Source organism: Leuconostoc sp. DB-1, assembly GCF_013414845.1.
GTDB classification, from domain to species: domain Bacteria; phylum Bacillota; class Bacilli; order Lactobacillales; family Lactobacillaceae; genus Leuconostoc; species Leuconostoc mesenteroides.
In genome coordinates this window covers 1217891-1243160 of the sequence record NZ_JABFNJ010000001.1, presented here as the reverse complement: position 1 = coordinate 1243160, position 25270 = coordinate 1217891, and the positions used below count along the sequence as shown (strand labels likewise).

Here is a 25270-nt window from a genome sequence, read left to right as displayed (position 1 = left end):
TATGAAAAACAAAGTGAGACGGATACCACACAAAAAAATCACGAAAAACGCCAAGACCTTTGGCGTTCTGCTGCTTATCGCAACGACCATCGTGATTTTAGGACTTGGTGTGCGTCTTTTTATTATCGCGGGTAATAAATCGGTAGATGGTCATAATCTTACAAAAGCCACACGTGAGGCCTTTATGGGAAAACAAAATATTATTGCCTCTCGTGGCAAAATATTTGATTCGGACGGGCAGGTGTTGGCAGAAAATACCACAGTCTATAATATGTACGCAATATTGAATAAAAATCAGAAAGATACTGATGGTAAGCCATTGTATGTAACGGACAAAGCTAAAGTCGCTCGTGAGTTAAGCAAGGTAATCAATCTAAAAGAAAAAGAAATCTATAAACGCTTGTCCAGTAAACAATTTCAAATTGAATTTGGTACCGCGGGTAAAAACTTGACGATTGCGCAACATAATAAAATTGAGGAAATGAAGCTTTCAGGTATCTCATTTACTTCACATCAGGCTCGAACATATCCTAATGATCAGATGGCTTCGCATCTGATTGGAAATGTGAACATGGTTGAAGGTAGTAGTGGGCAGTCAACTATATCTGGCATAATGGGCATTGAAGCAGCAGAAAACAAATTGCTATCAGGTAAAAACGGTATCAAGAGTTATCAGGGGCAAAAAACTGATAGCAGTAAAAGTGTTAAAAATGGAGATGACGTTTATCTCACGTTAGATTCTTCGCTACAGACAACGTTGGAAACACGAATGGACACATTTGTGAAAGCCACTAAACCAACAGCAGCAGTTGCTGTGTTAATGGAAGCTAAAACAGGTCGTATTGTCGCAGCAACGCAACGACCTAATTTTAATCCTAATGATAAATCAGATACTCCAACAGTTTGGTCCAATTTGTTAGATCAAGGAGCCTTTGAGCCAGGATCTACCATGAAAGGCATAACATTAGCTGCAGCCATTGATACTGGTAAATGGCAGCCTAACGCAACTTTCCAGTCAGGAACTTATCTGATTGACGGAAAGGAAGTGACAGATTCTTTTGGTGATGATCAAGGACAAATGACATATCGAGAGGGCTTCTGGCGTTCATCGAACGTCGCATTTGCAAAAACAGAGCAAAAAATTGGTGCACAGACGTGGAAAAATTATTTAGAAAAATTCAAGTTTTTGCAGTCAACCCAGTCAGGGCTAAATGGCGAAGAAGCAGGGTCAATCTCGTTTTCATATGCGATTGATCAAGCAAACACAGCGTTTGGTCAAGCAATCCGTGTTACACCCTTGCAAATGATACAAGCTTATTCAGCAATTGCCAATAATGGTAAAGAAATTAGACCGTACTTTATTGATAAAATTGTCAATTCGTCTACTGGAGAAATAGTTAAACAAGGTAAAACAACGACAGTTGGACATCCCATCAAAGCTAGTACGGCAAAGCAAGTCAGAAAATATATGATAGATGTTGTTAATAAGTCGGATGGAACTGCTAAGGAATTTGATCTTAGTGATTACGGTTATCAGATTGCTGCTAAAACAGGTACAGCTCAAATCAGTGAGAATGGTCAATATTCACAGACTTATAAAGATGCTATCCATTCGGTGATGGTTCTAGCGCCGGAAAAAAATCCAAAATATATATTCTACATGGCTGTCAAGCAACCCTCAAAATTGCCTGACGGTGATATTCAACCAACAATGAGTAAACTATTTAAGCCTTTAATGCTCCAGGCTTTAAATGATAGTGATAGTGCGGTAAAATCAAAGACAACTAAACAAACAGTACCTAATGTAGTTGGGCAATCTATTTCAAGTGCAAAATCTACAATGACAAAGGCTGGATTTAGAGTTGCAGTTGTGGGATCAAAAGGTAAAATTACTAGTCAGTCATTGCTAGCTAATCAAAAGTCATTGACAAACCAATTAGTAATTTTGACTGCAAAAGGAAACACATATATGCCAAATATGATTGGTTGGAGTTTAGTTGATGCGCAAACATTTGCTAATAAAATAGGCTTCAAACTAGCGTGGAAAGGTTCTGGATTTATTTCGGGCCAAAGTATAGCTGAAAACCAACTTATTGTAAAAAGTAGTGTTGTGTCAATTGCTTTAAAAGAGAAGGAGTAATGGGAGAAAATGACAGAGTATTTTTGGGCATTCACCCGTGCGTTTATTGTTACTGTAATATTCATGCCTGCGGTGATCAAATTTTTAAAACAATCTAAAGAACAGGCCGTAATTCGGAAACTAGGGCCTGACCATCAATCTAAAGCAGGTACACCAAGTATGGGTGGGGCATTGTTTATCGCAGCTGCATCGCTGAGTGCACTGATTGGTAGTGTCGCTTATTCGGGTAAAATTGGATTTGTAATGGTACTTATACCCATCTTGGCAGTTGTTGCTTACGCAATTATTGGTGGCATTGATGATGCGTTGAAAATGATTCATCATGCGGATGATGGTTTCCGCTTCATACCAAAACTTTTGGCGCAAACGTTATGTGCGGTTGTCATCATGATTATTATGTGGATTATGCAAATACCACTCATATTAAATATACCGTTTATTGGTGTTTTTAATTTAGGAATCTTTTACTTCATTTTCCTGTGGTTTTGGCTTGTGGGTTGGTCAAATGCGACTAACTTAACAGATGGCTTAGATGGTCTACTAACGGGGACAAGTCTTATTGTCTACCTCGTATATACGTGGATTGCTTTAGGAGTTCATAACCATATAATTGTGATTTTTAACGCCTCAATTATCGGTGCGTTAGTTGGCTTTTTGTTATTTAACAAACCAAAAGCAAAAATTTTTATGGGCGATACCGGATCTTTAGCTTTGGGCGCTGGGCTGGCAATCGAATCAATTGTACTTGGCATTCCTTTTTCACTTTTATGGTTTGGGTTGATTTTTGTTATCGAGACCCTATCAGTAGTTATTCAAACAATTGGCTATCATTTCTGGAAAAAGCGAATTTTTCCCATGGCGCCAATACATCACTCATTTGAAAAGTTTGGCTGGAATGAATGGCAAATTGATGCCTTGTTCTGGATTGTAACTGCAATCATAGGAATTATTGGTATTTTGTATATGAGTTAAAGCGGACATTAGCCGCGTACATATAATAGAAATCAGGTTAGTTATGCAAGCAACAGATTTTAAAAATAAAAAAGTAATGGTATTTGGTTGGGCACGCTCAGGAAAAGCAGCAGCACAACTATTAACAAAATTAGGTAGTAAAGTTACAGTGGTCAATGGCGGCGAATTTGATGCACAAGATGCCACTTATCGATCCTTATTGGCTGCTGATGTAACATTGATTGGCACGGACAATTTCGAAACGCTTGATGGCACATATGATTACCTGATTAAAAATCCTGGTATTAATTATGACCATCCTTTAGTGCAAAAAGCTGAAAGACTTAGTATTCCTATATTGACAGAAGTTGAGGTTGCCTTGAGCACTTTCAACGGTCGCTTGATAGCAGTAACTGGCTCGAACGGAAAAACAACAACTACATCATTAATTCGTGATATGTTGAAGGCCGACGGCCAAAATGTAATAACTGCGGGAAATATCGGTGTTCCAGTTAGTGAAGTGGTTTTTGATTTGACTCGAGAAGATACTTTATTATTGGAGTTATCTAGCTTCCAATTATTAGGACTACCAGATATCCAACCAGACATCGCGTTGGTTACTAATATTTTTTCAAATCATTTAGATTACCATAAAACGCGCGCCAACTATGTTGCTGCTAAATTCCGCATTACGCGTCATCAAAATGCTAATCAATACTTGGTTTTAAATGCTGATGGGCAAGATACAGAAAAGTTTAAAAATGAAACTGAGGCTCAAGTTTTAGAATTTTCTAGAACAAAACAGCATTTTCCAGTTGCATTTTCGAATGGTAATTTGACATTAACAGATGAAATTGTGATGCCTACTAAGGATATTAAGTTAGTAGGACCACATAATCAGGAAAATATTTTAGCTGCTGTAACAGTAGCTAATTTAGCCGGTGTGTCTAAACCAGCTATTCGAGAAGTTTTAAAAACGTTTAGTGGTGTAGCACATCGACTGCAATATCTGTTCACAGCTGGTGATGTTAAATACTATAACGATTCTAAAGCAACAGATATTGAAGCCACCCAAACCGCTTTGGATAGTTTTGATTGTCCAACGATATGGATTGGAGGCGGTTTAGAGCGTGGCGATGATTTGGAACGTTTGCTACCAAATCTAAAAATGTGAAGGCAGTTATTGCTGTTGGAGAAACGCAACAAAAAATTGTAACACTTGCACGTGAGGCTGGAAAACCAGTGATTGCTGTGACTGATGTCGAACATGCTGCGCCAGTAGCTGTTCAATTAGCTTCACCAGGAGATGTAGTGTTGCTTTCTCCGGCACAGGCAAGTTGGGATCAATATAGTAGCTTTGAAGAGCGCGGTGATAATTTTGTTGCATCACTGAAAGAAACATTGAATTCATGAGAGGACTAAAATGAAAATAATTCTATCGGGTGGTGGTACTGGTGGTCACATTTACCCAGCATTGGCACTAGCTGAAGTCATTCGTAAACATGAGCCGAATACGGAATTTTTGTATGTTGGTTCAGAACGTGGTGTGGAATCAAACATTGTGCCGGCCACAGGCATGCCTTTTGAAAAATTAACTGTTCAAGGCTTTAAAAGATCTTTTTCATTAGAAAATATCAAGACAGTATCATTATTCTTAAAAGCGGTTAAAGAGGCTAAAAAGATTATTAAGGATTTTGATCCTGATGTTGTAGTTGGAACAGGTGGATATGTCAGTGGCGCTGTTGTCTATGCTGCCCAAAGGCTGCACATCCCAACTGTTATACATGAGCAAAATTCAGTGGCAGGCGTTACAAATAAGTTTTTGTCACGTGGTGCAACTAAGATAGGTGTCGCTTTTGATGCTGCGCTGTCACAATTTCCTAAAGACAAAGTATTTGTTGTAGGAAACCCGCGGGCCCAACAGGTGGCATCTATTAAGTCTAATTTTTCATGGCAACAAATTGGATTGAGCGATGAAAAGCCATCATTATTGATATTTGGAGGCTCTCAAGGGCACCGCCAATCAATTTAGCTGTCATTGATGCTATGCAAGAGTTTAATAAAAGAAATTATCAAGTCGTTATTGTGACTGGTCCAAAGCGATATGAAAATGTTTTAGATCGGCTGACTACACAGCCAGCAGATAATGTTCGAATTTTACCTTACATTGAAAACATGCCAGAGGTATTGGCAAAAACGTCGGCTATTGTATCTCGAGCTGGTGCAACATCTATTGCTGAAATCACGGCACTGGGCATTCCATCAATTCTAGTGCCAAGCCCCTATGTTACTGGTGACCATCAAACAAAAAATGCACAAAGCCTAGTTGATGCAGGCGCTGCATTGATGATTACTGAACCAGCTTTGTCAGGGAAAGCATTATTGCTAGCAGCGGATTCGCTGTTATTAAATGAATCTGTTAGCAAAACAATGACAGAACAAGCTAAAAATGTTGGCATCAGAGATGCTGGAGATCGTTTATACGCGTTAATATTGGATGCAATTGGTGAATAATGGAGAAAATTAAATCACAATTTATGAAGCGACGACCGTTACAACTTTGGATTAGTTTGACGGCTTTTGTTGTTTTAATTGTCGGTTTAATTTTGAGTTTACAACCATGGCGTACGATTAGTTCAGTTAACATTGATTCGAATATGTTAACCAAACAACAAGTTCAAAAATATGTTGGCATTAACGATAAAACACCACGCTGGCGTGTACTTGGACAAACGACCTTCATCGCGCATCGATTAATAAAAAAAGATGCCAAAGTTTATTCTGCTGATATTGATTTGGACAGTAATGTCGTTTCAATCAAAGTTGTTGAAAATATTAGTGCAGGATTTGTGAAAAAAGATGGTCAATGGTATGCACTTAACCGTCAAGGGAAATCAAAAAAAGTTGATAATCCTAACGGAAATGCACCAATTTATAGTAACTTCAAAAATAACGCGCAACTGACTAAAACGGCTAAAACTTTCTCACAGTTTGAATTATCATTAAGGCAGAACATAAGTCAAATCATATATTCACCAACCAAGGACAACAATAATCGTTTGAAGATTATTATGACGGATGGAAATACAGTTTTGGCTACGCTGAAGACATTTGGGAAAAAAATGATTTATTATCCTGGTATTGCAGCTCAAATGCAAACCAAGGGAATAATTGATTTACAATATGGTGCATATTCCTACGGATATGGTTCTAAATAGAACGGCAAATGAGTGGTAAAACACCTCATTTGTATGGTACCATTAGTGCTAGGTATATTTTAAAAAAATAATTTATAAAGGGGCACGACGCATGAATAATTCAGGCGTGACGGTTGGATTAGACATCGGAACTACTTCAATCAAGGTTGTCATTACACAAATGACTGGTAATCAGTTCAATGTAATTGGTGCAGGAAATGCCCCATCTCGGGGCTTGAGACGTGGTGTCATCGTTGACATTGATGCGACTGCAAGTGCAATTCGTGAAGCGATTGACCAAGCACAAGAAAAAGCAAATATTCAAATCAGTGAAGTCGTAGCTGGTGTTCCAGCTAATCAAATTAAAATTATTAATGTCGACGGTTTAGTGTCGATTGCTAATCAGAATAAAAGAATTACATATCAAGATGTACAAAATGTTGCAACACAGGCCTTGTCGCGTGGATTGCCAGCTGACCATGATGTAATAGAATTGGTCGCTGAGGAATTTGTAGTTGATGGTTTTGATGGCATCAAAGATCCACATGAAATGATTGGTGTTCGGTTAGAGATGCATGGCATTGCTTATGTTGGGCCGGAAAAAGTTTTAGATAACACACGGATGGCTATTCAAAAAGCAGGATTAACTTTACGAGAATTTGTATTAGCACCATTAGCCATGGGATCTATCATTTTAAATGATGGGCAGCAAGATTTTGGAACTGTTCTTATAGATCTTGGTGGCGGCCAAACTAGTACTTCAGTTATCCATGATCGAAAACTCAAATTTACCTTCGTCGATATAGAAGGTGGAGATAATGTTACTAAAGATATATCAACTGTGTTAGGGACATCATATATTAACGCTGAGAAAATCAAGCGAGACTATGGATATGCAGATCCTTCGCAGACTGTGTCATCTAACGAATTTCCAGTAGAGGTTATCGGCGAAGAATTTACTAAGCAATTTGACGAACAGTATCTTTCAGAGATTATCGCTGCACGTTTAGAACAGATGTATACGCGACTATTTGAGCAATTAAAGCAAATTGGTGCGTTGAATCTACCAGGTGGTTTTGTTCTAACTGGTGGCAACGCTGCCTTACCGAAAATGGTAGACTTTGCAAAGCGAGTTTTGGGTGATAATGTCCGCTTGTTTGTACCAGATCAAATTGGTTTGCGGCATCCAGCCTATTCGCGTTCGCTATCCTATGCGATGTTTGCTTCTCGTGAAAGTATGACACAACAGGTGATTAAGCAAACTATTATGCAACGTCATGCGGTTGAACAACAAACTTCCATGTTACCAGAAGAGTATGGGGATGAAGTTGTGCAACAACCTGTAGAAAGTTTTCAGTATGATGGTGAAATTGTAAATGACCCGCAACAAGGCTGGTTTGGCAAAATGCGTCAAAAACTCAGCAATTTATTTAATGAAGAATAATCGAACATTTAAGGAGACGACTCATGGATTTTTCAATTGATGACGCGCAACAAGCAGGCGCAATCATTAAGGTTATCGGTGTTGGAGGCGGTGGTTCCAATGCTGTTAATCATATGATAGAAGAAGGTGTTAGCGGTGTCGAATTTATCGTTGCCAACACTGATGTACAAGCACTAGACAAATCAAAAGCAGACACAAAAATTCAAATTGGTCCTAAATTGACCGGTGGATTAGGTGCCGGTTCTAATCCTGAAAGAGGAACCAAGGCCGCTGAAGAATCATCAGAGGCAATTGCTTCTGCCATGACAGGGGCTGATATGGTAGTTATTACAGCTGGAATGGGTGGCGGAACTGGTAATGGCGCTGCTCCAGTTGTAGCACGTATTGCCAAGGAGCAAGGCGCTCTAACCGTTGCTGTGGTTACTCGTCCATTTAAGTGGGAAGGTCCAAAGCGTGGTCGTTATGCTGCCGAAGGTCTTCAAGCACTCTCAGAATCTGTCGATTCTTTGATTGTTATTACAAACGAACGTTTGAAAGATCGTATTGATTTGCGCACGCCATTGTCAGAAGCTTTTAAGGTAGTTGATGAAGTCGTGGCACAAGGTGTTCGTGGTATTTCAGAATTGATTACAAACCCAGGCTTTATTAACTTGGATTTTGCTGACGTTAAAACGGTTATGCAAGATGCCGGACCTGCTTTGATGGGTGTTGGACAAGCCAGCGGTGAAACGCGTGCAGCTGATGCAACTAAGCAAGCTATTTCTTCTCCATTGTTGGAAGTTGATATGGCAGGAGCTGAAGATGTTTTGTTAAACATCACAGGTGGTTTGGACATGTCATTGTTTGAGGCGCAAACAGCCTCAGAAGTGATTAGCCAAGAAGCCGGTCACGATGTCAATGTTATTTTTGGTACTTCAATTGATGAAAACTTGGAAGATTCAATTCGAGTTACAGTGATTGCTACTGGTTTACAAAATGTGACTGAAAAACCTAAAATGACTGAAAACACTGCTGCCTTAGCTGCAAATGTTTTTGGTTCTAACGTTAATACAAGTAGCACAACAAATACAAATGAAGCGCCAATAAACAATTCTGTATTTGAAAAGCCAGCACCTTCAAATGCTGCGCCTAAGCCTACAATGGCACAAAATGATCCATTTGCAGACTGGAACATTACGAATGATACAAAAGATGTATTCTCTGAGGAAAAACGTTTTGACGATGTTCAAAAGCAATCTTTTGATGTGTTTAATACGCCAACTTCAAGTGCATCTGTTGATTTGTCAAATGATGATGATAATGATCAGCCACCATTTTTCAAGAAGCGTTAAGGAGAACTTATGGCATTAGGTGATACAATTAAGCGTCTTTTCAGCAATGAAGAAGACGACTATTACGAAGAAGATGGGTATGAACAAAGTCAGCAGCAAGAGCAGCAGACAACACAACAAACTTCTTCACAACCACGATTTGTTAGACAAACTACCCAGTCACAAACTCCTGCAGGATTGAACAGCGCTAACAGTAAAATTGCTTTATTTGAGCCTAAAGTTTATTCAGATTCTCGTTCAATTGCGTCACAGATACTTGGCGGTGAGGCTGCAATCGTTAATTTTACTCAAATTGATGAAGCTCAAGCCAAGCGCATTTTAGATTTCCTAGGCGGTACAATATACGCTGTTAATGGGGAAATTGAACGCATCGGACAATCAATTTTTTTGGTAACGCCGAATACATTTGAGATTTCTGGCACATTGACGGATAACCTTGAACCAAACAGCCGGTACTAGTACACATGATAATAGAAATTATTAGATGGGTTTTTAACCTGATTCAATATTATGAATATGCCATTGTCGTTTATATCTTAATGTCTTGGCTTCCTGGCGCACGTGAATCTGGCTTGGGGCGGTTCCTTGGAAAAATTGTTGAACCTTACTTAAGTATGTTTCGTTTTATTCCGCCTATAGCAATGATTGATTTTTCACCAATTGTCGCCATAATTGCTTTGAATTTTGCTCGTAGTGGTTTATTACACTTGGTTAATTTGTTTCTATGACAAACAAGCTATCAACAATTAGTCAACATTTTCGTTTAAATGAACAACCATTTGTAAAGCAAGTTGATGATTGGATTCAACAATCTAGAAATGAATATCGTAGTATTTTAACACGATTTCTCAATCCACGGGAACAGTACATTTTAAATGTTTTAGTGAATCATGCTGCTGATTTAGCTGTTTACTTTAATGGTGGTGTTCAAGGTGCGGAGAGCCAGCGTGCTATTCTTATACCCAAGGAATATCCTCAAGATGATTTGGAATTTGAGATATCATTGCTTGAAATAAAATATCCTACTAAATTTGATGACCTGCATCACTCAACTATTTTAGGCTCAATGATGTACAGTGGAATTAGTAGAAATGTTATCGGTGATATTTTATATGATCAGACACACAGTCGATGGCAAATCATCATTGATTCAAAGATGCAACATTACATGCAACAGATGGTTACCAAAATTGGTCATGTTCAAGTGTCTCTAATAGAATGTGATCTTAATAACGTACTACCCCATATAAATGACTGGGAAGAAAATTTCTTGTTGTTATCTTCTTCACGACTTGATACTGTAATTTCAGCTGGATTTGACCTATCGCGTTCTGGTGCTAAAAAGCTAATTGAAGAAAATCAAGTGCGCGTGAATTGGAGCGAAATAGCTAAACCGGATGTAGAATTAGCAATCGGTGATGTTATTTCAGTCAGAAAGCATGGTCGAGTTCAGATTAAATTGCTTGACGGAATAAGTAAAAAAGGCAAGATTAAATCCATTGTCAATATTATCCGGAGATAGTGAGCAAGTATGAAATAACTGTAGTTGTGAACGCACAAAACATATTAAAGGAGAAAAATTATGGCATTAACACCTGATGAAATTTTGAATCATGAATTTACAAAAAAAGGCAGCAAAGCTTACATTGCAACAGATGTCGACGCATTTCTGGACCAGATTAACGGTGATTATGAAGCCCTGATTGCAGAACGTGATGAATTAAAGCATCAAAATGAACTAGCTCAAGTAAAGATTGAAGAGCTAGAATCAAAACGTGATCAAGTGAATCAATCAATCTTTGTTGCCCAAGAAGCAGCTGATCGCTTGAAGCAAGATGCTGATGTCGAAGTGAAAAAGCAGTTGACTCATGCACAAGAATCAGCGACGAAAATTATTAATGATGCTCGAGCAAAGGCAGATGCTGATGCTGTTCGTTTAGCCCAAGAAAATGCTGATCTAACGAACGAGCAAAATCAATTACGTACTGAAGTTGAAGATTTTAAAAATTCATTCTTGCAATTATTGGAATCTCAGCGTAAACTATTAGAAAGCGATGAGTTAGCAGAAGCAGTTCATCGTTTACCAATGGGGCAAGTAACTGCTCATCGTATTGGCGAAATCGCTAAGGCTGAGCCAGTAGCTATTCCTGAACCTGATGAAGAACAGAAGGATCCAGAGTCAAGCGAGGAGCAAGGCCCTGTGGTAGTGTTTCCGGGATCAGAACAAAACGAAGACGATAAATAATTATAAAAAGCGTAACACAGCAAGGTTGGCATTCATACGTGCAGCGAGTCATGGTGGTTAGAGATGATCGTCCCTGATGTTGACCAGATCAGTTACTATTTTGTTTAGCTGAATATCAATATTTAGTAAGCTAAGCCGGTGAGGATCGTTAAACCCCAGTTGAGGGCAGCATTTTTATGCTGCTAAACGTTGGGTGGTACCACGCTATTGCGTCCCTATGCTTTCGAGCATAGGGGCTTTTTATATTTATTATGGTTTAAATAAATTTGTTTAAAATGGCTAAAAAATGATAAAAAGGAGAATTTATCAATGAAATATAAAGATACATTAAATCTTGGAAAAACAGGATTTCCAATGCGTGGTTCGCTACCTAAAACTGAACCCGAGCGTCAAGCAAAATGGTATGCACAGGATTTATACCAAAAAAGATTGTCCCAAAATCAATTGAAACCACATTTTAATTTGCACGATGGGCCACCATATGCGAACGGAAATATTCACATTGGTCATGCTTTGAATAAGATTACTAAAGATATTATTGTTCGCTATAAGAATATGGCAGGTTTCTATGCACCGTATGTTCCAGGCTGGGATACACATGGTCTACCAATTGAGCAACAATTGACAAAGCTGGGGCACGATCGCAAAAGTATGCCAAAGCATGAGTGGCGTAATTTGGCGAAAGATTTTGCTCTGAAGCAGGTTGATACACAACGTGCTGACTTTAAGCGACTCGGTGTGTTAGGTGATTGGGATAATCCATACATAACTTTACAACCTGAATTTGAATCAGCACAAGTTCGAGTTTTCGGTACTATGGTTTCCAAAGGATATATCTTTAAAGGCGCAAAGCCAGTTTATTGGTCATGGTCTTCTGAATCTGCATTGGCTGAAGCTGAAATTGAATATCATGATATTGATTCAATGTCTTTGTTTTATGCAAACAAAGTTAAAGATGGTCATGGTCTCTTGGATGAGGATACGTACTTTGTAGTTTGGACGACGACACCCTTTACAGTGACGGCTTCTCGTGGAATTACCTTAGGTCCTGATTTTGAATATTCGGTGGTGAAACCAGTTGGGGAAGACCGTAAATTCGTTGTAGCCACAGACTTACTTGAAACAGTGGCGCCTAAGTTTGGCTGGGAATCATGGGAAACGGTCGCTGCTTACAAGGGACAAGAACTTGATAAGATTACTGCATACCATCCATGGGATAGTGAGCAAGAAGAGCTAGTTATGAATGCTGATCACGTTACCCTAGATTCTGGAACTGGATTGGTCCATACTGCTCCTGGCTTTGGTGAAGATGATTATAATGTAGGTAAAAAATATGGTTTGCCTGCTGATGTCACTGTTGATGCCAAAGGATTTATGACGGCTAATGCTGGTCCTGATTTTGAAGGCAAGTTTTACGATGATGTTGTTGGTACGGTGATTAATAAGTTAACCGATGCGCGCTTGTTCTTGGCAAAAGAGAAAATCACGCATTCATATCCATTTGACTGGCGTACAAAAAAGCCTATCATTTGGCGAGCCGTGCCACAATGGTTTGCATCTGTTGAAAAATTCCGTAGTGAAATTTTATCAGAATTAGATAAAGTTGCTTATTTCCCAGAATGGGGAAAGGTGCGTCTGCACAATATGATTCGTGATCGTGGTGATTGGGTCATCTCACGCCAACGTGTTTGGGGTGTGCCATTACCAATCTTTTATGCAGAAGATGGGACAGCTATCTTAGATGAAACTGTCATTAGCCATGTTGCCGATTTATTTGCAGAACATGGTTCCAATTATTGGTTTGAACATGAAGCTAAGGATTTGTTACCTGAAGGCTATACTAATGAACATTCTCCAAATGGTGAATTTACCAAGGAAGAAGACATAATGGATGTGTGGTTTGATTCTGGTTCTTCCTGGAATGGCGTATTGAATACACGTCCACAATTGGACTATCCAGCTGATATGTATTTGGAAGGATCTGATCAATATCGTGGCTGGTTTAATTCTTCATTAATCACTTCAGTTGCTGTCAATGGTGTAGCACCATACAAGGCTATCTTGTCACAAGGATTTACCCTTGATGGTAAAGGTAACAAGATGTCAAAGTCACTGGGTAATACGATTTCTCCTATTGAAGTGGCCAACAAGCTTGGTGTTGAAATTTTACGTTTGTGGACAATTTCTGTTGATACATCGCAAGACATGCCTGTATCAAATGAAATTTTGAAACAAGTTTCAGAAAATTATCGTAAGTTGCGTAATACATTGCGTTTCTTGATGGCCAATACAGCTGATTTTGATCCAACAAAAGATGCAATTGCTTACAGTGATTTATCTGCACATGATCAGTATTTCTACGCTTTAGAAAATGAGTTCGTTGCAGATATTCGTAAAGACTATGATAATTATCAATTAAATGATATTTTCAAGCGTGTTATTAATTTTGTCAACGTTGACTTATCAGCCTTTTATTTGGATATTGCTAAAGACGTCGTCTATGTTGAAGCCCCAACAAGTCATGCCCGACGCTCTATGCAAACCGTATTTTATAAAACGTTAACTGATCTTGTACGATTACTATTGCCAGTATTACCACATACTGCTGAAGAAGTATGGGAGTATTTGCCACATGAAACAGCTGAATTTGCTTACTTGACAGATATGCCTGAGGTAGAGGATTTGGGTGACACGACAGCACTGTTTGATCACTGGGCAGTGTTTATGAAGTTACGCGATGCAGTTAACAAAATATTAGAAGAAGCGCGTGAAGCAGATTTGATTGGTAAAAATGCTGAAGCAGCTTTGACAATGTATTTGACGACTGAGCAACAAAACTGGTTAGCAGAATTGCATGCCGATGTTCGTTTGCTTCTAATGGTATCGCAATTGCATGTTCAAGATGTTCAAGACGCTGAGAATGCTAAAGATTATGATGGTTGGCAGTTGGCTGTTGCTCATGCAACAGGCGGTGTTTCTCCACGAGATCGTATGTTCCATGAGGACTTAGGTGCTGATCCAGCTTTCCCAGAATTATCAAAACATGAAGCTGAAATCATACGCGAGTTTTATCCAGAAGCTGTAACACAGGGCTTGGAGTAAATTAAAAACATTACACTTTTATTATGTGTAATGTTTTTTTGTTTGGCAATTATTTGTTTAGTGAAGGTGAGTTTTTAGTAATTAGTTTGTTATTTAGTTGTAATTTTGATAAAATAATGGGTAAAGTGTTTATAGGAGTAGGGCTTATGGGCGAAAATGATCAACTTAAAATTTGGCAAGATGAATTAGTAAAAATTATTAACGATTTAAACACACCACACACACTTGGTGGCATTACGAACCCAGCAAATCGTAAACATGATTCAATGTTGGCGCGTCGAGCACTAGATAATTTAATTATTTTGAGTGAAGAAATTAATACGGCGCGTCATAGTAATGATGAATAGTAACTCTGAAACAATGCCCTTCTGATTTTAAATGTATATGTCAAGGTATGCTACTTGACATATATATTGGTATATGGCATAATTATATAGTAAATTAAAAGTGTAAAAAGCACAAAAGAAATTTGGAGGACTACCACAATGGCAGTTAAAATTCGTTTGAAGCGCATGGGTGCAAAGAAGCGTCCATTCTACCGTGTCGTTATTGCTGATTCACGTTCACCACGTGATGGCCGTTTTATCGAAACAGTTGGTACATATAACCCAATCTCACAACCAGCAGAAATCAAGTTGGATGAAGAAAAGATTTTGTCATGGTTGGGTAATGGTGCACAACCATCTGACACAGTTCGTAACTTGTTGAGCAATGCAGGTATTTTGGCAAAGTACAACGAATCAAAGTCAGGCAAGAAGCCAGCTAAGAAAGCAACAACTAAGGAAGCTTCAGCTAAGAAGCCTACAGATAAGAATACTGTTGCAGAAATCAAAGCATATTTGGATGCCCAAGGCACTGCATATACTTCATCTGCTAAGAAGGCTGATTTATTAGCACTTGTTTAATATAACTGACGAAACAGTCGCTTCTATAATTGGAAGCGACTGTTTTTATTTATCGAATATCGTGTGTCGATAATAACATCATTAATAAGGGAGAATTAATATGTTACTAAGTTTTGTAAATGTTACGCTGGTATTTTTGATTGGAACATTGCTTGTTAATATCATTGCGGTGGCGTTGAATCGCAGAGTAAAATGGTTCATTTTGAGCACCTTGATTGAATTTATTTTGGCCTATGTTGTGCTGTATATTCAGTTGCCGCCAAAGAATATGACAACACTGATCAATGTCAATATTTTATTTGCATTTGTTGCAGCAATTATTAATTTAATTGGCTATGCTGGATTAGCTTCTTTTGATAAAATTCGTGATTGGGGAAGCAAAAATTATGCCAAAGATGTGAGTGACCGTACAAAAACTTATTTCTTTCGTCGCTATATTTTTGTTGCAGTAGCACCACTTGTTTTGTGGATAGCAGTAGGTGCTGTGTCTTTTGTCACAAAGCTAACCAGTATTAACAATGTTTATAGTTCAATACCAGCTAAAACTAAAGGGTCTTCGGAGTTGTTGACATCCGCTAAGGATATGCCAATTGCGCTGGCACCTGATACTGCCAAAAGGAAAATGCAACAAAAATTTAGCGTCATTCCTAATTCAAACATGTATGAATTGGACGGGATTACTGCTCAAGTAGTTAATGGTAAATATGTTTATGTGGCTACAGTAGAGTTTAATGGTTTTTTCAAATGGTTAAAGAATAAATCAGTTCCAGGATATTTCATTATTAGTGCAACTGATGTTAACGCACAACCAAAATTTGTTAAGGAACGATTAAAATACAGTCCATCGGCGTATCTCAATAATGATGCGGCTCGTAAAATATATGCGTCAGCACCAACTTATGCTAGCATGGGCAATATGAATTTAGAAATTGATGAGAATGGTACACCATATTATATTCAAACACTATACCGTGAATATGGTGTTTCAGGACGAATGAAGTTCAATGAATTTAAAACAGCTGTGTTGAATGCGCAAACTGGTGAAGTTAAAATTTACGCGGCGAATAAGGCACCAAAATTTATTGATGCACCTATTACAAGTTCCGCAGCAAATAAAATGAATGAATTTTATGGTCGATATCAAAAGGGTTGGTGGAACCAAACATCTTTTGGCGCAAAACGTGATGTGAAAATTCCAACCGATAATGGTGTTTATGCTTCGGGTCAAATCACACCATTAATTGATTCAAAGGGGAACTTATTGTACTTCACTGATTTTACGTCTGGTAATAATAATCAGGATTCTGCTCTTGGTTATTCATTAATTAATGCTCGAACGGGTGAATTAACTTATTATCGTGACACCCATTCAGGACTAATGGACTCAGATGGTGCGATCAGCATTGCAGATAAAATATATCCCGAGAAAAAATGGGTAGCACAAATGCCAATTTTATATAATATTGATGGCACACCAACATGGGTTGTTTCATTATTAGATAGTAAGGGAATCTTTAAAAAGTACGTATATATTAATGCTATTGATAACGACATTGTCGTCGATGGTGATAATGCCCAAGAGGCACTTGATGATTATCGTAATGATTTAGCTTCAAATAGTACAAACAATCACTCAACGAACAAAAAGTATGATAAAACCATTAGCGGTAGCGTAACACGTGTTGCATTAATTAATGATGGTAAAAATACGATTGTTAATTTTATGGTCGAAGGACAGTCCGCTGTCTTTAAGATTGACGCAGATAATGCGCCTAAGGCTGTATTCTTAAAAGAAGGCGATAAAGTCAGTTTCAAAGCAAATATGTTAGATGATGCGAAGATTGCGACAATCGAGAAAATAACGATTGATGGGTTAAAGTAAATAGTCATAGGAATTAGAAAAGCGTACGAACAATCGTGCGCTTTTTCTGTTAAAATAACATTAATAGTAAATGGAAAGAGGTGTGACATGGCTTTTTTAGAAGTTAATTATTATTCAAAAGTGCTTGGTATGGATCGTGTGATGAATGTTGTTCTACCCGAATTATCAGATCATAACCCAACTTGGACAACAGAAACTTTAAAGGATATTCCTGTATTGTACCTTCTCCATGGTATGTCAGGTGATCATGCAATTTGGCAACGTCGGACATCAATTGAACGTTTAGTAAGGCAAACACCTGTGGCAATTGTAATGCCGTCTACTGACTTAGCTTGGTATACTAACACAACCTATGGATTGAACTATTTTGATGCATTGGCACGTGAGCTACCTGAAAAAGTAGCTAGCTTATTTCCACAAATATCAACTAAAAGAGAAAAAATTTCGTAGCCGGACTGTCAATGGGTGGTTACGGTGCGTTTAAGTTGGCCTTGGGAACAAGTCAATTCAGTTATGCCGCCTCTCTTTCCGGAGCATTAGTAGGCAATCCGAGACAAGAAGACTTTTTAAATATGGAAAAGCTTTCATATTGGCAAGGAATTTTTGGCGATTTTGATGATTTTGCTGGTTCTAAAAATGATATTTTAGCTCTCGCCAAGACGTGTCACAAGCGACCAAAACTATATGCATGGATAGGAGAACAAGATTTTTTGAAGCCCATTAATGATGTTGCTATATCAACTTTGCAGCAATTGAATTATGATATTACATACGAAACAGCACCTGGCACACACGAATGGTATTATTGGAACAAACAAATTGAACGCGTGTTAGAATGGCTACCAATTAACTATGTTCAGGAAGAGAGATTGAGTTAATGTCACTCAATGTTGTAATGGGTAATGGTCAACATGACTTAAGATCCGAAATGTTGACAATGATTCAACAGCAATTTCGTCAAAATGAGTTGCTGACAGTTTTTTATATTGTCCCTAATCATGTGAAATTCGATAGTGAGGTCAATGTACTGCAGCGCTTTTCAATAATGAATGGTAACGACGACAGTGAGTTGTATGCGCAAAGTCGTCTGCAAGTCTACTCATTAACCCGTTTAGCTTGGGCATTAATGAAAAACACACCAGATCGGCAACCAGATATCGTCGAACCGACGGGATTATTTATGATTGTTTCAAATATTTTACGTGAACAATCAGATATTTTACCAGTGTTCTCACGGATGCAAACAAAAAGTGGCTTTGTGTCTGCATTGGTTGCCCAGCTGGTCGAGTTACGCGCTAGTAATGTCACGCCAGAAAATTTATTAGAAATTCTTGAGAAGTCTGCAGATAATATATTTCTGAGACAAACACTTAATGCCAAGTTACATGATTTGGCGATCGTGGCTGATGATTTTAATGCTCGCATGGGTGAGAATCAAATTACAGGACAGGAAACATTGATTGCCTTTGCAAAACAGTTGGCTGATCTTAAACTATCTAACGTTGCATTTTATTTTGATGGGTTTAATGGGTTTACAAGTGCAGAAATGATGGTAGTCAATCAATTAATTACTACTTACCCAGTGACAATGGGTATCCTCGGTGACCCTGAAAAAATGGGTCAACAACGAGAAGGTGATGTGTTCTTTAAACCAATGACAACGGTTGAACAATTATCCATAACAGCACGTACTGCACAGCAAGAAGTGGCTATTACTGCTGCTACAAAAATGAGACCACTATCAAGGACCGCGCAACAGGTTTTAGGCGCTTGGGCGTGCCTGGGTGAGTACCGCAATTTTACTGGCTCACGAGATGAGGTACACTTGAATGTTTTTGCGGCCGAAAATCCAATTACTGAAATTAAAGAAGTAGCACGACGTATTAGGCGTTCACTAGTTGATGATCCAACATTACATTTACGTGATATTATTATTTTGTCACGAGATTTAACACCGTATCAAGCACATATAGAAGCAGTCATGTCGCAATTTGAATTACCATATTTTTGGATATGGATGTGAATATGATGAATCATCCCTTGGTAGAGCTAATATTGAACTTGTTAGCACCTAATAAATTTCAGTATCAGACGATGTTGGCGATTTTAAAGACAGGATTGTTACGACCAACTTTTGAAAATAAAATTGTTTCACACGACGAGTTTTTTGATATCGTTTCGCACATGGATAACTATTTATATGCTTATCGACCATATGAATCAAGGTGGCGTGATTTTTCACGACCATTTAAACTTTTTCAAGTGACGCGAGATGACGATGATACAGAAATTTCAGAAGACGAAAAAGTTAACAACCGCTTGGAATATCTACGCCACTTTATTGTCGAAGCTTTTGATGAGTTGGATGACGGATTTGCAATGGCTAAAAATTTGCGTCAGTCGGTGACGCATCTCGTGTTATGGTTACAAAAATATCATGTAACCGATGCTCTTTTAGAACAGCGTGATGATTTTATTGCACAAGGAAATTTATCTCGTTCACAGCAGAGTGAAGAAGTTTGGCAAATGCTGACAAAAACTTTAGACGAGATGGTTGAAATTGATGGCGAGCGTAGTGTATCACTCACTGATATAGTGACCACGTTGCAAGCTGGTTTGTCTGGCGCAAAATTTTCTGGTATACCGAATAATTTGGATCAATTAATGATTTCAGAAGCAGGAATTGTTCAAAATACGCAGTATAAGCAACTTTATTTTATTGGTGGCACACGTCAGAATTTGCCAGCACAAGTAAAAAATGCAGCGCTGATCAATGATGCTGAGCGATCAATTGTGCAACCTGCTTTGCAGTCAGGAACTAATCCGCGTTATTTGCAAAACACTGCACAACAGCAGATGGCAGAAGAAAACCTTCTTTTTATGGAAGTTTGATGAGCTCCATCGGGTCAATAACACTTTCTTACCCAATTTTGGAACCAAGTGGACAACTAGCAGAAATGTCATCGTTTTTCAAACGATTAGTAGATACATTTAATAGTGAAGTAAAGGTAATCGGTAGTATACCAAGTAGCGCGGCATCGCTATTAAAGCAATATGTTGGGACAGCAAGAGCAACTTTGTCTGATTTGGTTAAAATTTTACCTGTTTACGGCCAGACAGCAGCTTTTAAAGCCGTCCAAAATGTTATTTCCAATACAATGCAAGATAGACTTGAACGTGTATTATCAGCACCAAATTATCAAAATAATACTACAAAATTAAAGCCAGAATTTATCTCGGCTTTGTTTGGTGAACGACTAAACGTCTCTATATCACAGTTGGAAAGTTATTATAGTAATCCATTTGCTTACTTTCTCCAGTACGGTTTGAAGCTGCAAGAGCGCGCAACGAACGAACTGAATGTGGCTCAAACTGGTACGCTTTATCATGCGGTTTTTGAAAATGTGCTCCATGAATTAATTGTAAAAAATAAAAGTTTACGCGATATCACTGGGGATGAATTACGTGCTTTAGTGCGACAACATATGCAGAGTCAATTAGCGTTACCAGCGTTTGAAATATTAAATGACTCTGGCAAAATGCGGGCAACTACAAACTATTTGACACGTGTCTGTGAAACGCTAGTACTGAATTTACAAGCTGCGGCACGAGAAAATACGAGCAAACCAGAAGCAGTTGAGCAACTATTTGGTTTTTCAAAGGAGTCATTACCACCACTTTCTTTTGCACGTATGCAAGTGCGTGGTAAACTTGATCGTTTTGATAAGCAAGATGTAAATGGTGAATTCGGTACAATCATTGATTATAAATCAAATGGCAAAACCTTTAACTGGGGTCAAGCTTACGATGGTTTGCAAATGCAATTGTTAACTTATTGGGACGCTGCCCAACAAAGCGCAGAAAAGCTTGGTGTCGCGGCTATTGGAGGTGCTTTTTTTGCCAAAATATCTCCAGAAAAAACCAAAATAACGGATAAAACAGATCTTAATGCGCTATTTACTGGCAAATTAATGCCAGAAACTTTTAAGTATCGTGGTCTTTTTATTTCTGAGCCAGCGTATGTTTCTGCGCTGACAACTTTAGAACCACAAGAAAAATCAGCTCACTATCCAGTAGTATTACTGAAAAACGGTGCGTTAGGAAAGATTGGTGTAGACGCAGTTGACCCAGATGAGTTTGCTTTATTACTACAGCGTAATCGTGAAAATATTATTACTGCGGGAGATCTCATTTTGTCTGGGTATTTTCCAATTATGCCAGTTGAAGGTGGATTGACTTATTCTCCTTATCTTGATATTATCCGTTTTGATCGTGCTTTGGGTGATGCTTATAAAGTGCAGTCGCCAGCTGATAAAAATACAATCATTAAATTATTGAAAGGTGGTCAAGATTAATGGCAACCAAATTCACAAAAAATCAGCAACGTGCAATTGAAGAAAAGGGTCATAATATTCTAGTTGCTGCATCAGCCGGGTCGGGAAAGACGACTGTTTTAATTGAGCGTCTCATTCAAAAAATTTTAAGTGGTGTGAGTGTCGAAAAATTTTTAATTGTAACTTTCACAAACGCTGCTGCAAAAGAAATGCGGGAACGTTTAGAAGTCGCTATTGAAAAACGTTTAAAGGTAGCTGATGAAAGTCACAAACGCTTTTTACAAGAGCAACTCTTGATATTACCAGCAGCGAACATTTCAACCATAGATGCGTATGCTTTGCGAATTATTGAAATGTATTACCACGTCATTGGGTTAGACCCACAATTTCGATTATTGTCAGATACGGCTGAACGTAAATTATTGCAACAAGATGTGTTAACTGATGTTTTAGCTAATTTTTATGATGAAAATAATATTCATCATGAGCAGTTTTTAACATTAATAAATAATTTTGGTAATCCAAATCAAGATGACCAGTTACAAAAAATCATTTTAAGGTTATCAGATTTTGCAGAAGCCCGCGCTGACGGAAATGAATGGTTAGAGAAGCTACGTGAACCTTATGAAGTGACGGGGGAACCACTGACAGCAACAGCGTTATATGTACGCAGTATTCGGCCAATTATCCTAGAAATTATTAAGGATCTGATTAAAAAAGTTGAAGAAGTACAACTTATTATTACAGGAATTGATGAACTCAAAAAAACACAAGATGCTTTTCTTGAGATCCAAGATTATTTATTATTAATCCAAGACAAAGCGATGGTTGGACCTTGGGATGAACTTCGGGAAGCTATTTTAGACACACCAAGTGGTAAGATTAATTCTCAAACAAAGGCAATCAAAGAAGATCCGGATTTGTCAGCCACGCTTGAAGTGGCTCGACAGATTGAAGGGCAGGTTGTTGGCGTCAAATCGCAAATGAATTCATTGATAACATCTTATTTTGCACTCGATGAAAAGTCATGGCAACTAGTGCAAAAAGAATCTTATAAGCTAATTGATACACTAATTCTCGTAACGCAAGCATTCCGAGAATCATTTAGAAGGACCAAGCGCGAAGAAAAATTACTTGATTTCCCAGATTTAGGAACTTTGGCGTTAGCAATACTATCAGATGATGTTACCAAACAAACAATCCAAGGGCAATTTGATGAAATTTTAGTTGATGAATATCAAGACATCAACCAATTACAAGAAACTCTGTTAACTAGTGTCTCGAACGGGCATAATATGTATATGGTTGGGGATGTGAAGCAAAGTATTTATGGCTTTCGTCAAGCAGAACCATCTCTGTTCACAAACAAGTATAAACAATTTGCGAAAAAAGAAAGCGATGATATTCGTATTGATTTAGCGGATAATTTTAGATCGCAAAACAACGTCACCAATATTACGAATTTGATTTTTACGCAAATAATGGATGAAACACTTGGAGATATTGCCTACGCGGGTGAGGCAAAACTAGTTCCGAAAGCCGCTTATCCAGATGATGTACCTGCTGTATTTCATATGGACATTATTGTCGAAGACGCTGAAGAAGATTTGGAAACTGATACGGAAGTATTTGAGAAAAGGCAGGCCCAATATGCTTTGCTAGCCGAAAGAATACTGAAGCTACGTGAAACTTCAATATTCGATCGTAAAGCTGATCCAGCCGGTCTTCGCCCAGTGCAGTACAGTGATATTGCCATTTTGACACGAGCTAAGTCGGGCTATATTGACCTTGTGTCAACCTTACGTGCGGCGGGAATTCCCGTTCAAGTTGAAGGTGTCGGTAATTATTTTCAGACGATGGAAGTGTATCTGATGCTCGATATATTGCGCGTCATAGATAATCCACATCAGGATATTCCATTAGCCGCGGTGTTACGTTCTCCAGTTTTTAACTTTGATGAGAATGAGTTGGCGGCAATTCGTATTGCAGATAAAATGCATGATTACTGGACAGCGTTGCAAGCTTACGCGCAACAAGATCAAAAAGCGCAAAATTTCCTCAATTTAATTGAAAAGTGGCATGCAATTGCGACACAAAACGATTTAGTAGCATTAATCTGGGCTATCTATGATGATACGGCGTGGCTTGATTACGTTGCTGGTATGCCGGGAGGTGCACAAAGACAAGCAAATTTGCATGCGTTATACGAATATGCGCGTACCTATCAAAATAATACGCATAGCGGTTTGTTCCGTTTTATTAGATATATTGAACAGTTGCAGTCTGGTGACAGCGATTTAGGCGAAGCAGCACAAGAAACGGATGCTCAAGCTGTAAGGATTATGACCATCCATGCATCAAAAGGATTAGAATTTCCAATTGTATTTTTACCAGAATTTGATAAATCATTTAATACCCAGGATTTAAAGGGCGGCCTATTGATTCAAAAAAATGAAGGTATAGGGGTAGAGTATATTCAACCAGATGCTTTGGTTATGATTCCTACATTACAAAAGCTTGTAGTGCAGCAGGCGTTAAAGCGACAGAGTTGGTCTGAAGAAATGCGCCTCTTATACGTTGCCCTGACGAGAGCTGAACAGCAATTGTATATCGTTGGTTCGGTTAAAGTCAAGGGAGAAGCAGGGAACCAATCCTTAAAATCTTTGTGGCAGCAATCCAAGAACGCCAATGGACAATTTTTACCTGAATTTTTGCGCTTACAAGCCGATTCATATCTAAAATGGACTATTATGAGTTTAGCTCGTACAAAAAATAAAGTACTAGAGGATTGGCTTGGTGATGGTCAATTACCAAGGCTGGTGGGATCTGAAACACCATTAACAGGAAAAGTGGCTGTTACACTCACAAATCAAAACGAAATTCATGCACCAATAGCGAGTACTAAAGGTAGTGAATTAGTTGAGGATGGAACCTATTCGCCGATGGATTTTGATCGAGCTAAAACAATTTTGAACTATCAATATGCTAACTTACAAGCAACACAAACAGCGGCGTATCAATCTGTGAGTGAAATCAAACAAATATTTGAGGACCCGGATCTTGCTCAGATGCAGACAGCCGTTATTACTGAAAATGGACAATTACAACCTGCTAATGTTTTGAAGGTTGACGAGTTACCTTTACCAGATTTTATGAATGACGGTTCGCAAAAACCATCAAGCTCTGCGGTAGGAACGGCAACACATTTGATCTTACAGTTGATTGATTTTACCAAAATTAATACAGTACAGAGCATAGAAAAATTACGTGACGAATTGGTTGAAAATAAAAGAATTTTGCCTAGCGTGGCACCACTAATTGAAATTGATGAGATTCTTGCATTTTTGCAATCCGACTTTGCCAAACAAATCATTGCTCACCAGAAGACGTTGCACAGAGAAGCTACTTTTGCTATGATTATGCCAGCCAATGATATTTATGACACACTAGAGGATTCTGCACCAGTGTTAATTCATGGTATTATTGATGGGTATTTTGTTGATGAAGCATCGCAAACAATCACATTGTTTGATTATAAAACCGACTTTGTTCGAAATGCTCAAATAGATGAAGACTTGACTAAATTGCAGGCGCGATATAAGGGACAGCTTCATTTGTATCAACAAGCACTTCAACGGGAATATGTTGGTTATCAGGTTGGTGATCCACAATTAATTGCTTTGAATGTCGGTCGAGTAATTAGTGTAAAATAGACAATAAATATTACTTATTGGGTTTT

General features: G+C 38.3%; 14 protein-coding genes and 4 pseudogenes. All 18 read left to right on the top strand.

Annotation, left to right across the window (positions count from 1 at the left end):
* Position 1: 1 nt before the first annotated feature.
* The 18 genes and pseudogenes from HFP47_RS06030 (at position 2) to addA (ending at position 25244) form a co-directional block, all read left to right on the top strand.
* Positions 2 to 2140, top strand: coding sequence for a penicillin-binding protein (locus HFP47_RS06030; RefSeq protein WP_042250543.1), 2139 nt, complete (start codon positions 2 to 4; stop codon positions 2138 to 2140).
* Positions 2141 to 2149: 9 nt separating this feature from the next.
* On the top strand, positions 2150 to 3112 hold the full coding sequence (mraY, locus tag HFP47_RS06025) for a phospho-N-acetylmuramoyl-pentapeptide-transferase (protein WP_002815199.1): 963 nt from the start codon (positions 2150 to 2152) through the stop codon (positions 3110 to 3112).
* 43 nt (positions 3113 to 3155) lie between these two features.
* Positions 3156 to 4504 (top strand): annotated as a pseudogene (gene murD / locus HFP47_RS06020) (UDP-N-acetylmuramoyl-L-alanine--D-glutamate ligase).
* Positions 4505 to 4514: 10 nt separating this feature from the next.
* Positions 4515 to 5605 (top strand): annotated as a pseudogene (gene murG, locus HFP47_RS06015) (undecaprenyldiphospho-muramoylpentapeptide beta-N-acetylglucosaminyltransferase).
* Complete coding sequence (locus HFP47_RS06010) at positions 5605 to 6309, top strand: cell division protein FtsQ/DivIB (RefSeq protein WP_373562325.1); 705 nt, start codon at positions 5605 to 5607, stop codon at positions 6307 to 6309. Before murG ends, HFP47_RS06010 begins: the two are co-directional and overlap by 1 nt.
* Before the next feature lie 91 nt (positions 6310 to 6400).
* Positions 6401 to 7732 carry a cell division protein FtsA gene (ftsA, locus tag HFP47_RS06005; RefSeq protein WP_011680169.1) on the top strand — a complete coding sequence of 444 codons (1332 nt, stop codon included), beginning with the start codon at positions 6401 to 6403 and terminating at the stop codon, positions 7730 to 7732.
* 23 nt (positions 7733 to 7755) lie between these two features.
* On the top strand, positions 7756 to 9063 hold the full coding sequence (gene ftsZ, locus HFP47_RS06000) for a cell division protein FtsZ (RefSeq protein ID WP_179876213.1): 1308 nt from the start codon (positions 7756 to 7758) through the stop codon (positions 9061 to 9063).
* A 9-nt stretch (positions 9064 to 9072) separates the two neighbouring features.
* Complete coding sequence (locus HFP47_RS05995) at positions 9073 to 9522, top strand: cell division protein SepF (RefSeq protein WP_002815191.1); 450 nt, start codon at positions 9073 to 9075, stop codon at positions 9520 to 9522.
* A 5-nt stretch (positions 9523 to 9527) separates the two neighbouring features.
* A complete protein-coding gene (locus tag HFP47_RS05990; protein ID WP_050883910.1) occupies positions 9528 to 9791 on the top strand; it encodes a YggT family protein in 264 nt (87 codons plus the stop codon).
* Positions 9788 to 10585 (top strand): RNA-binding protein, encoded by a 798-nt coding sequence (locus HFP47_RS05985; RefSeq protein ID WP_179876212.1) that lies wholly within the window; start codon positions 9788 to 9790, stop codon positions 10583 to 10585. The genes HFP47_RS05990 and HFP47_RS05985 overlap by 4 nt, the downstream gene beginning before the upstream one ends.
* 60 nt (positions 10586 to 10645) lie before the next feature.
* Complete coding sequence (locus HFP47_RS05980; RefSeq protein ID WP_011680166.1) at positions 10646 to 11308, top strand: DivIVA domain-containing protein; 663 nt, start codon at positions 10646 to 10648, stop codon at positions 11306 to 11308.
* Positions 11309 to 11617: 309 nt separating this feature from the next.
* On the top strand, positions 11618 to 14410 hold the full coding sequence (gene ileS / locus HFP47_RS05975; RefSeq protein WP_179876211.1) for an isoleucine--tRNA ligase: 2793 nt from the start codon (positions 11618 to 11620) through the stop codon (positions 14408 to 14410).
* Positions 14411 to 14556: 146 nt separating this feature from the next.
* Positions 14557 to 14757 carry a hypothetical protein gene (locus tag HFP47_RS05970; RefSeq protein WP_010282506.1) on the top strand — a complete coding sequence of 67 codons (201 nt, stop codon included), beginning with the start codon at positions 14557 to 14559 and terminating at the stop codon, positions 14755 to 14757.
* Positions 14758 to 14895: 138 nt separating this feature from the next.
* Entirely contained in the window at positions 14896 to 15315 is a 420-nt protein-coding gene (rpsP, locus tag HFP47_RS05965) for a 30S ribosomal protein S16 (protein WP_011680164.1), read from the top strand.
* Positions 15316 to 15415: 100 nt separating this feature from the next.
* On the top strand, positions 15416 to 17197 hold the full coding sequence (locus tag HFP47_RS05960; RefSeq protein ID WP_048592292.1) for a hypothetical protein: 1782 nt from the start codon (positions 15416 to 15418) through the stop codon (positions 17195 to 17197).
* A gap of 87 nt (positions 17198 to 17284) precedes the next feature.
* Positions 17285 to 18075: pseudogene (locus tag HFP47_RS05955) on the top strand (alpha/beta hydrolase).
* Positions 18075 to 21552 (top strand): annotated as a pseudogene (locus HFP47_RS05950) (PD-(D/E)XK nuclease family protein). Before HFP47_RS05955 ends, HFP47_RS05950 begins: the two co-directional pseudogenes overlap by 1 nt.
* The gene (gene addA / locus HFP47_RS05945; RefSeq protein ID WP_179876210.1) at positions 21552 to 25244 is read left to right on the top strand and encodes a helicase-exonuclease AddAB subunit AddA; all 3693 of its coding nucleotides are present in this window, start codon (positions 21552 to 21554) and stop codon (positions 25242 to 25244) included. The pseudogene HFP47_RS05950 and the gene addA overlap by 1 nt, the downstream one beginning before the upstream one ends.
* Positions 25245 to 25270 lie beyond the last annotated feature (26 nt).

Bases quoted from the DNA above. Each gene is read 5' to 3' on its own strand.
- HFP47_RS05970 (WP_010282506.1), top strand. From the start codon at position 14,557: ATGGGCGAAAATGATCAACTTAAAATTTGGCAAGATGAATTAGTAAAA.
- HFP47_RS05985 (WP_179876212.1), top strand. From the start codon at position 9,788: ATGACAAACAAGCTATCAACAATTAGTCAACATTTTCGTTTAAATGAA.
- HFP47_RS05995 (WP_002815191.1), top strand. From the start codon at position 9,073: ATGGCATTAGGTGATACAATTAAGCGTCTTTTCAGCAATGAAGAAGAC.
- HFP47_RS05960 (WP_048592292.1), top strand. From the start codon at position 15,416: ATGTTACTAAGTTTTGTAAATGTTACGCTGGTATTTTTGATTGGAACA.
- ileS (WP_179876211.1), top strand. From the start codon at position 11,618: ATGAAATATAAAGATACATTAAATCTTGGAAAAACAGGATTTCCAATG.
- mraY (WP_002815199.1), top strand. From the start codon at position 2,150: ATGACAGAGTATTTTTGGGCATTCACCCGTGCGTTTATTGTTACTGTA.
- HFP47_RS05990 (WP_050883910.1), top strand. From the start codon at position 9,528: ATGATAATAGAAATTATTAGATGGGTTTTTAACCTGATTCAATATTAT.
- addA (WP_179876210.1), top strand. From the start codon at position 21,552: ATGGCAACCAAATTCACAAAAAATCAGCAACGTGCAATTGAAGAAAAG.
- ftsA (WP_011680169.1), top strand. From the start codon at position 6,401: ATGAATAATTCAGGCGTGACGGTTGGATTAGACATCGGAACTACTTCA.
- HFP47_RS05980 (WP_011680166.1), top strand. From the start codon at position 10,646: ATGGCATTAACACCTGATGAAATTTTGAATCATGAATTTACAAAAAAA.
- rpsP (WP_011680164.1), top strand. From the start codon at position 14,896: ATGGCAGTTAAAATTCGTTTGAAGCGCATGGGTGCAAAGAAGCGTCCA.
- HFP47_RS06010 (WP_373562325.1), top strand. From the start codon at position 5,605: ATGGAGAAAATTAAATCACAATTTATGAAGCGACGACCGTTACAACTT.
- ftsZ (WP_179876213.1), top strand. From the start codon at position 7,756: ATGGATTTTTCAATTGATGACGCGCAACAAGCAGGCGCAATCATTAAG.
- HFP47_RS06030 (WP_042250543.1), top strand. From the start codon at position 2: ATGAAAAACAAAGTGAGACGGATACCACACAAAAAAATCACGAAAAAC.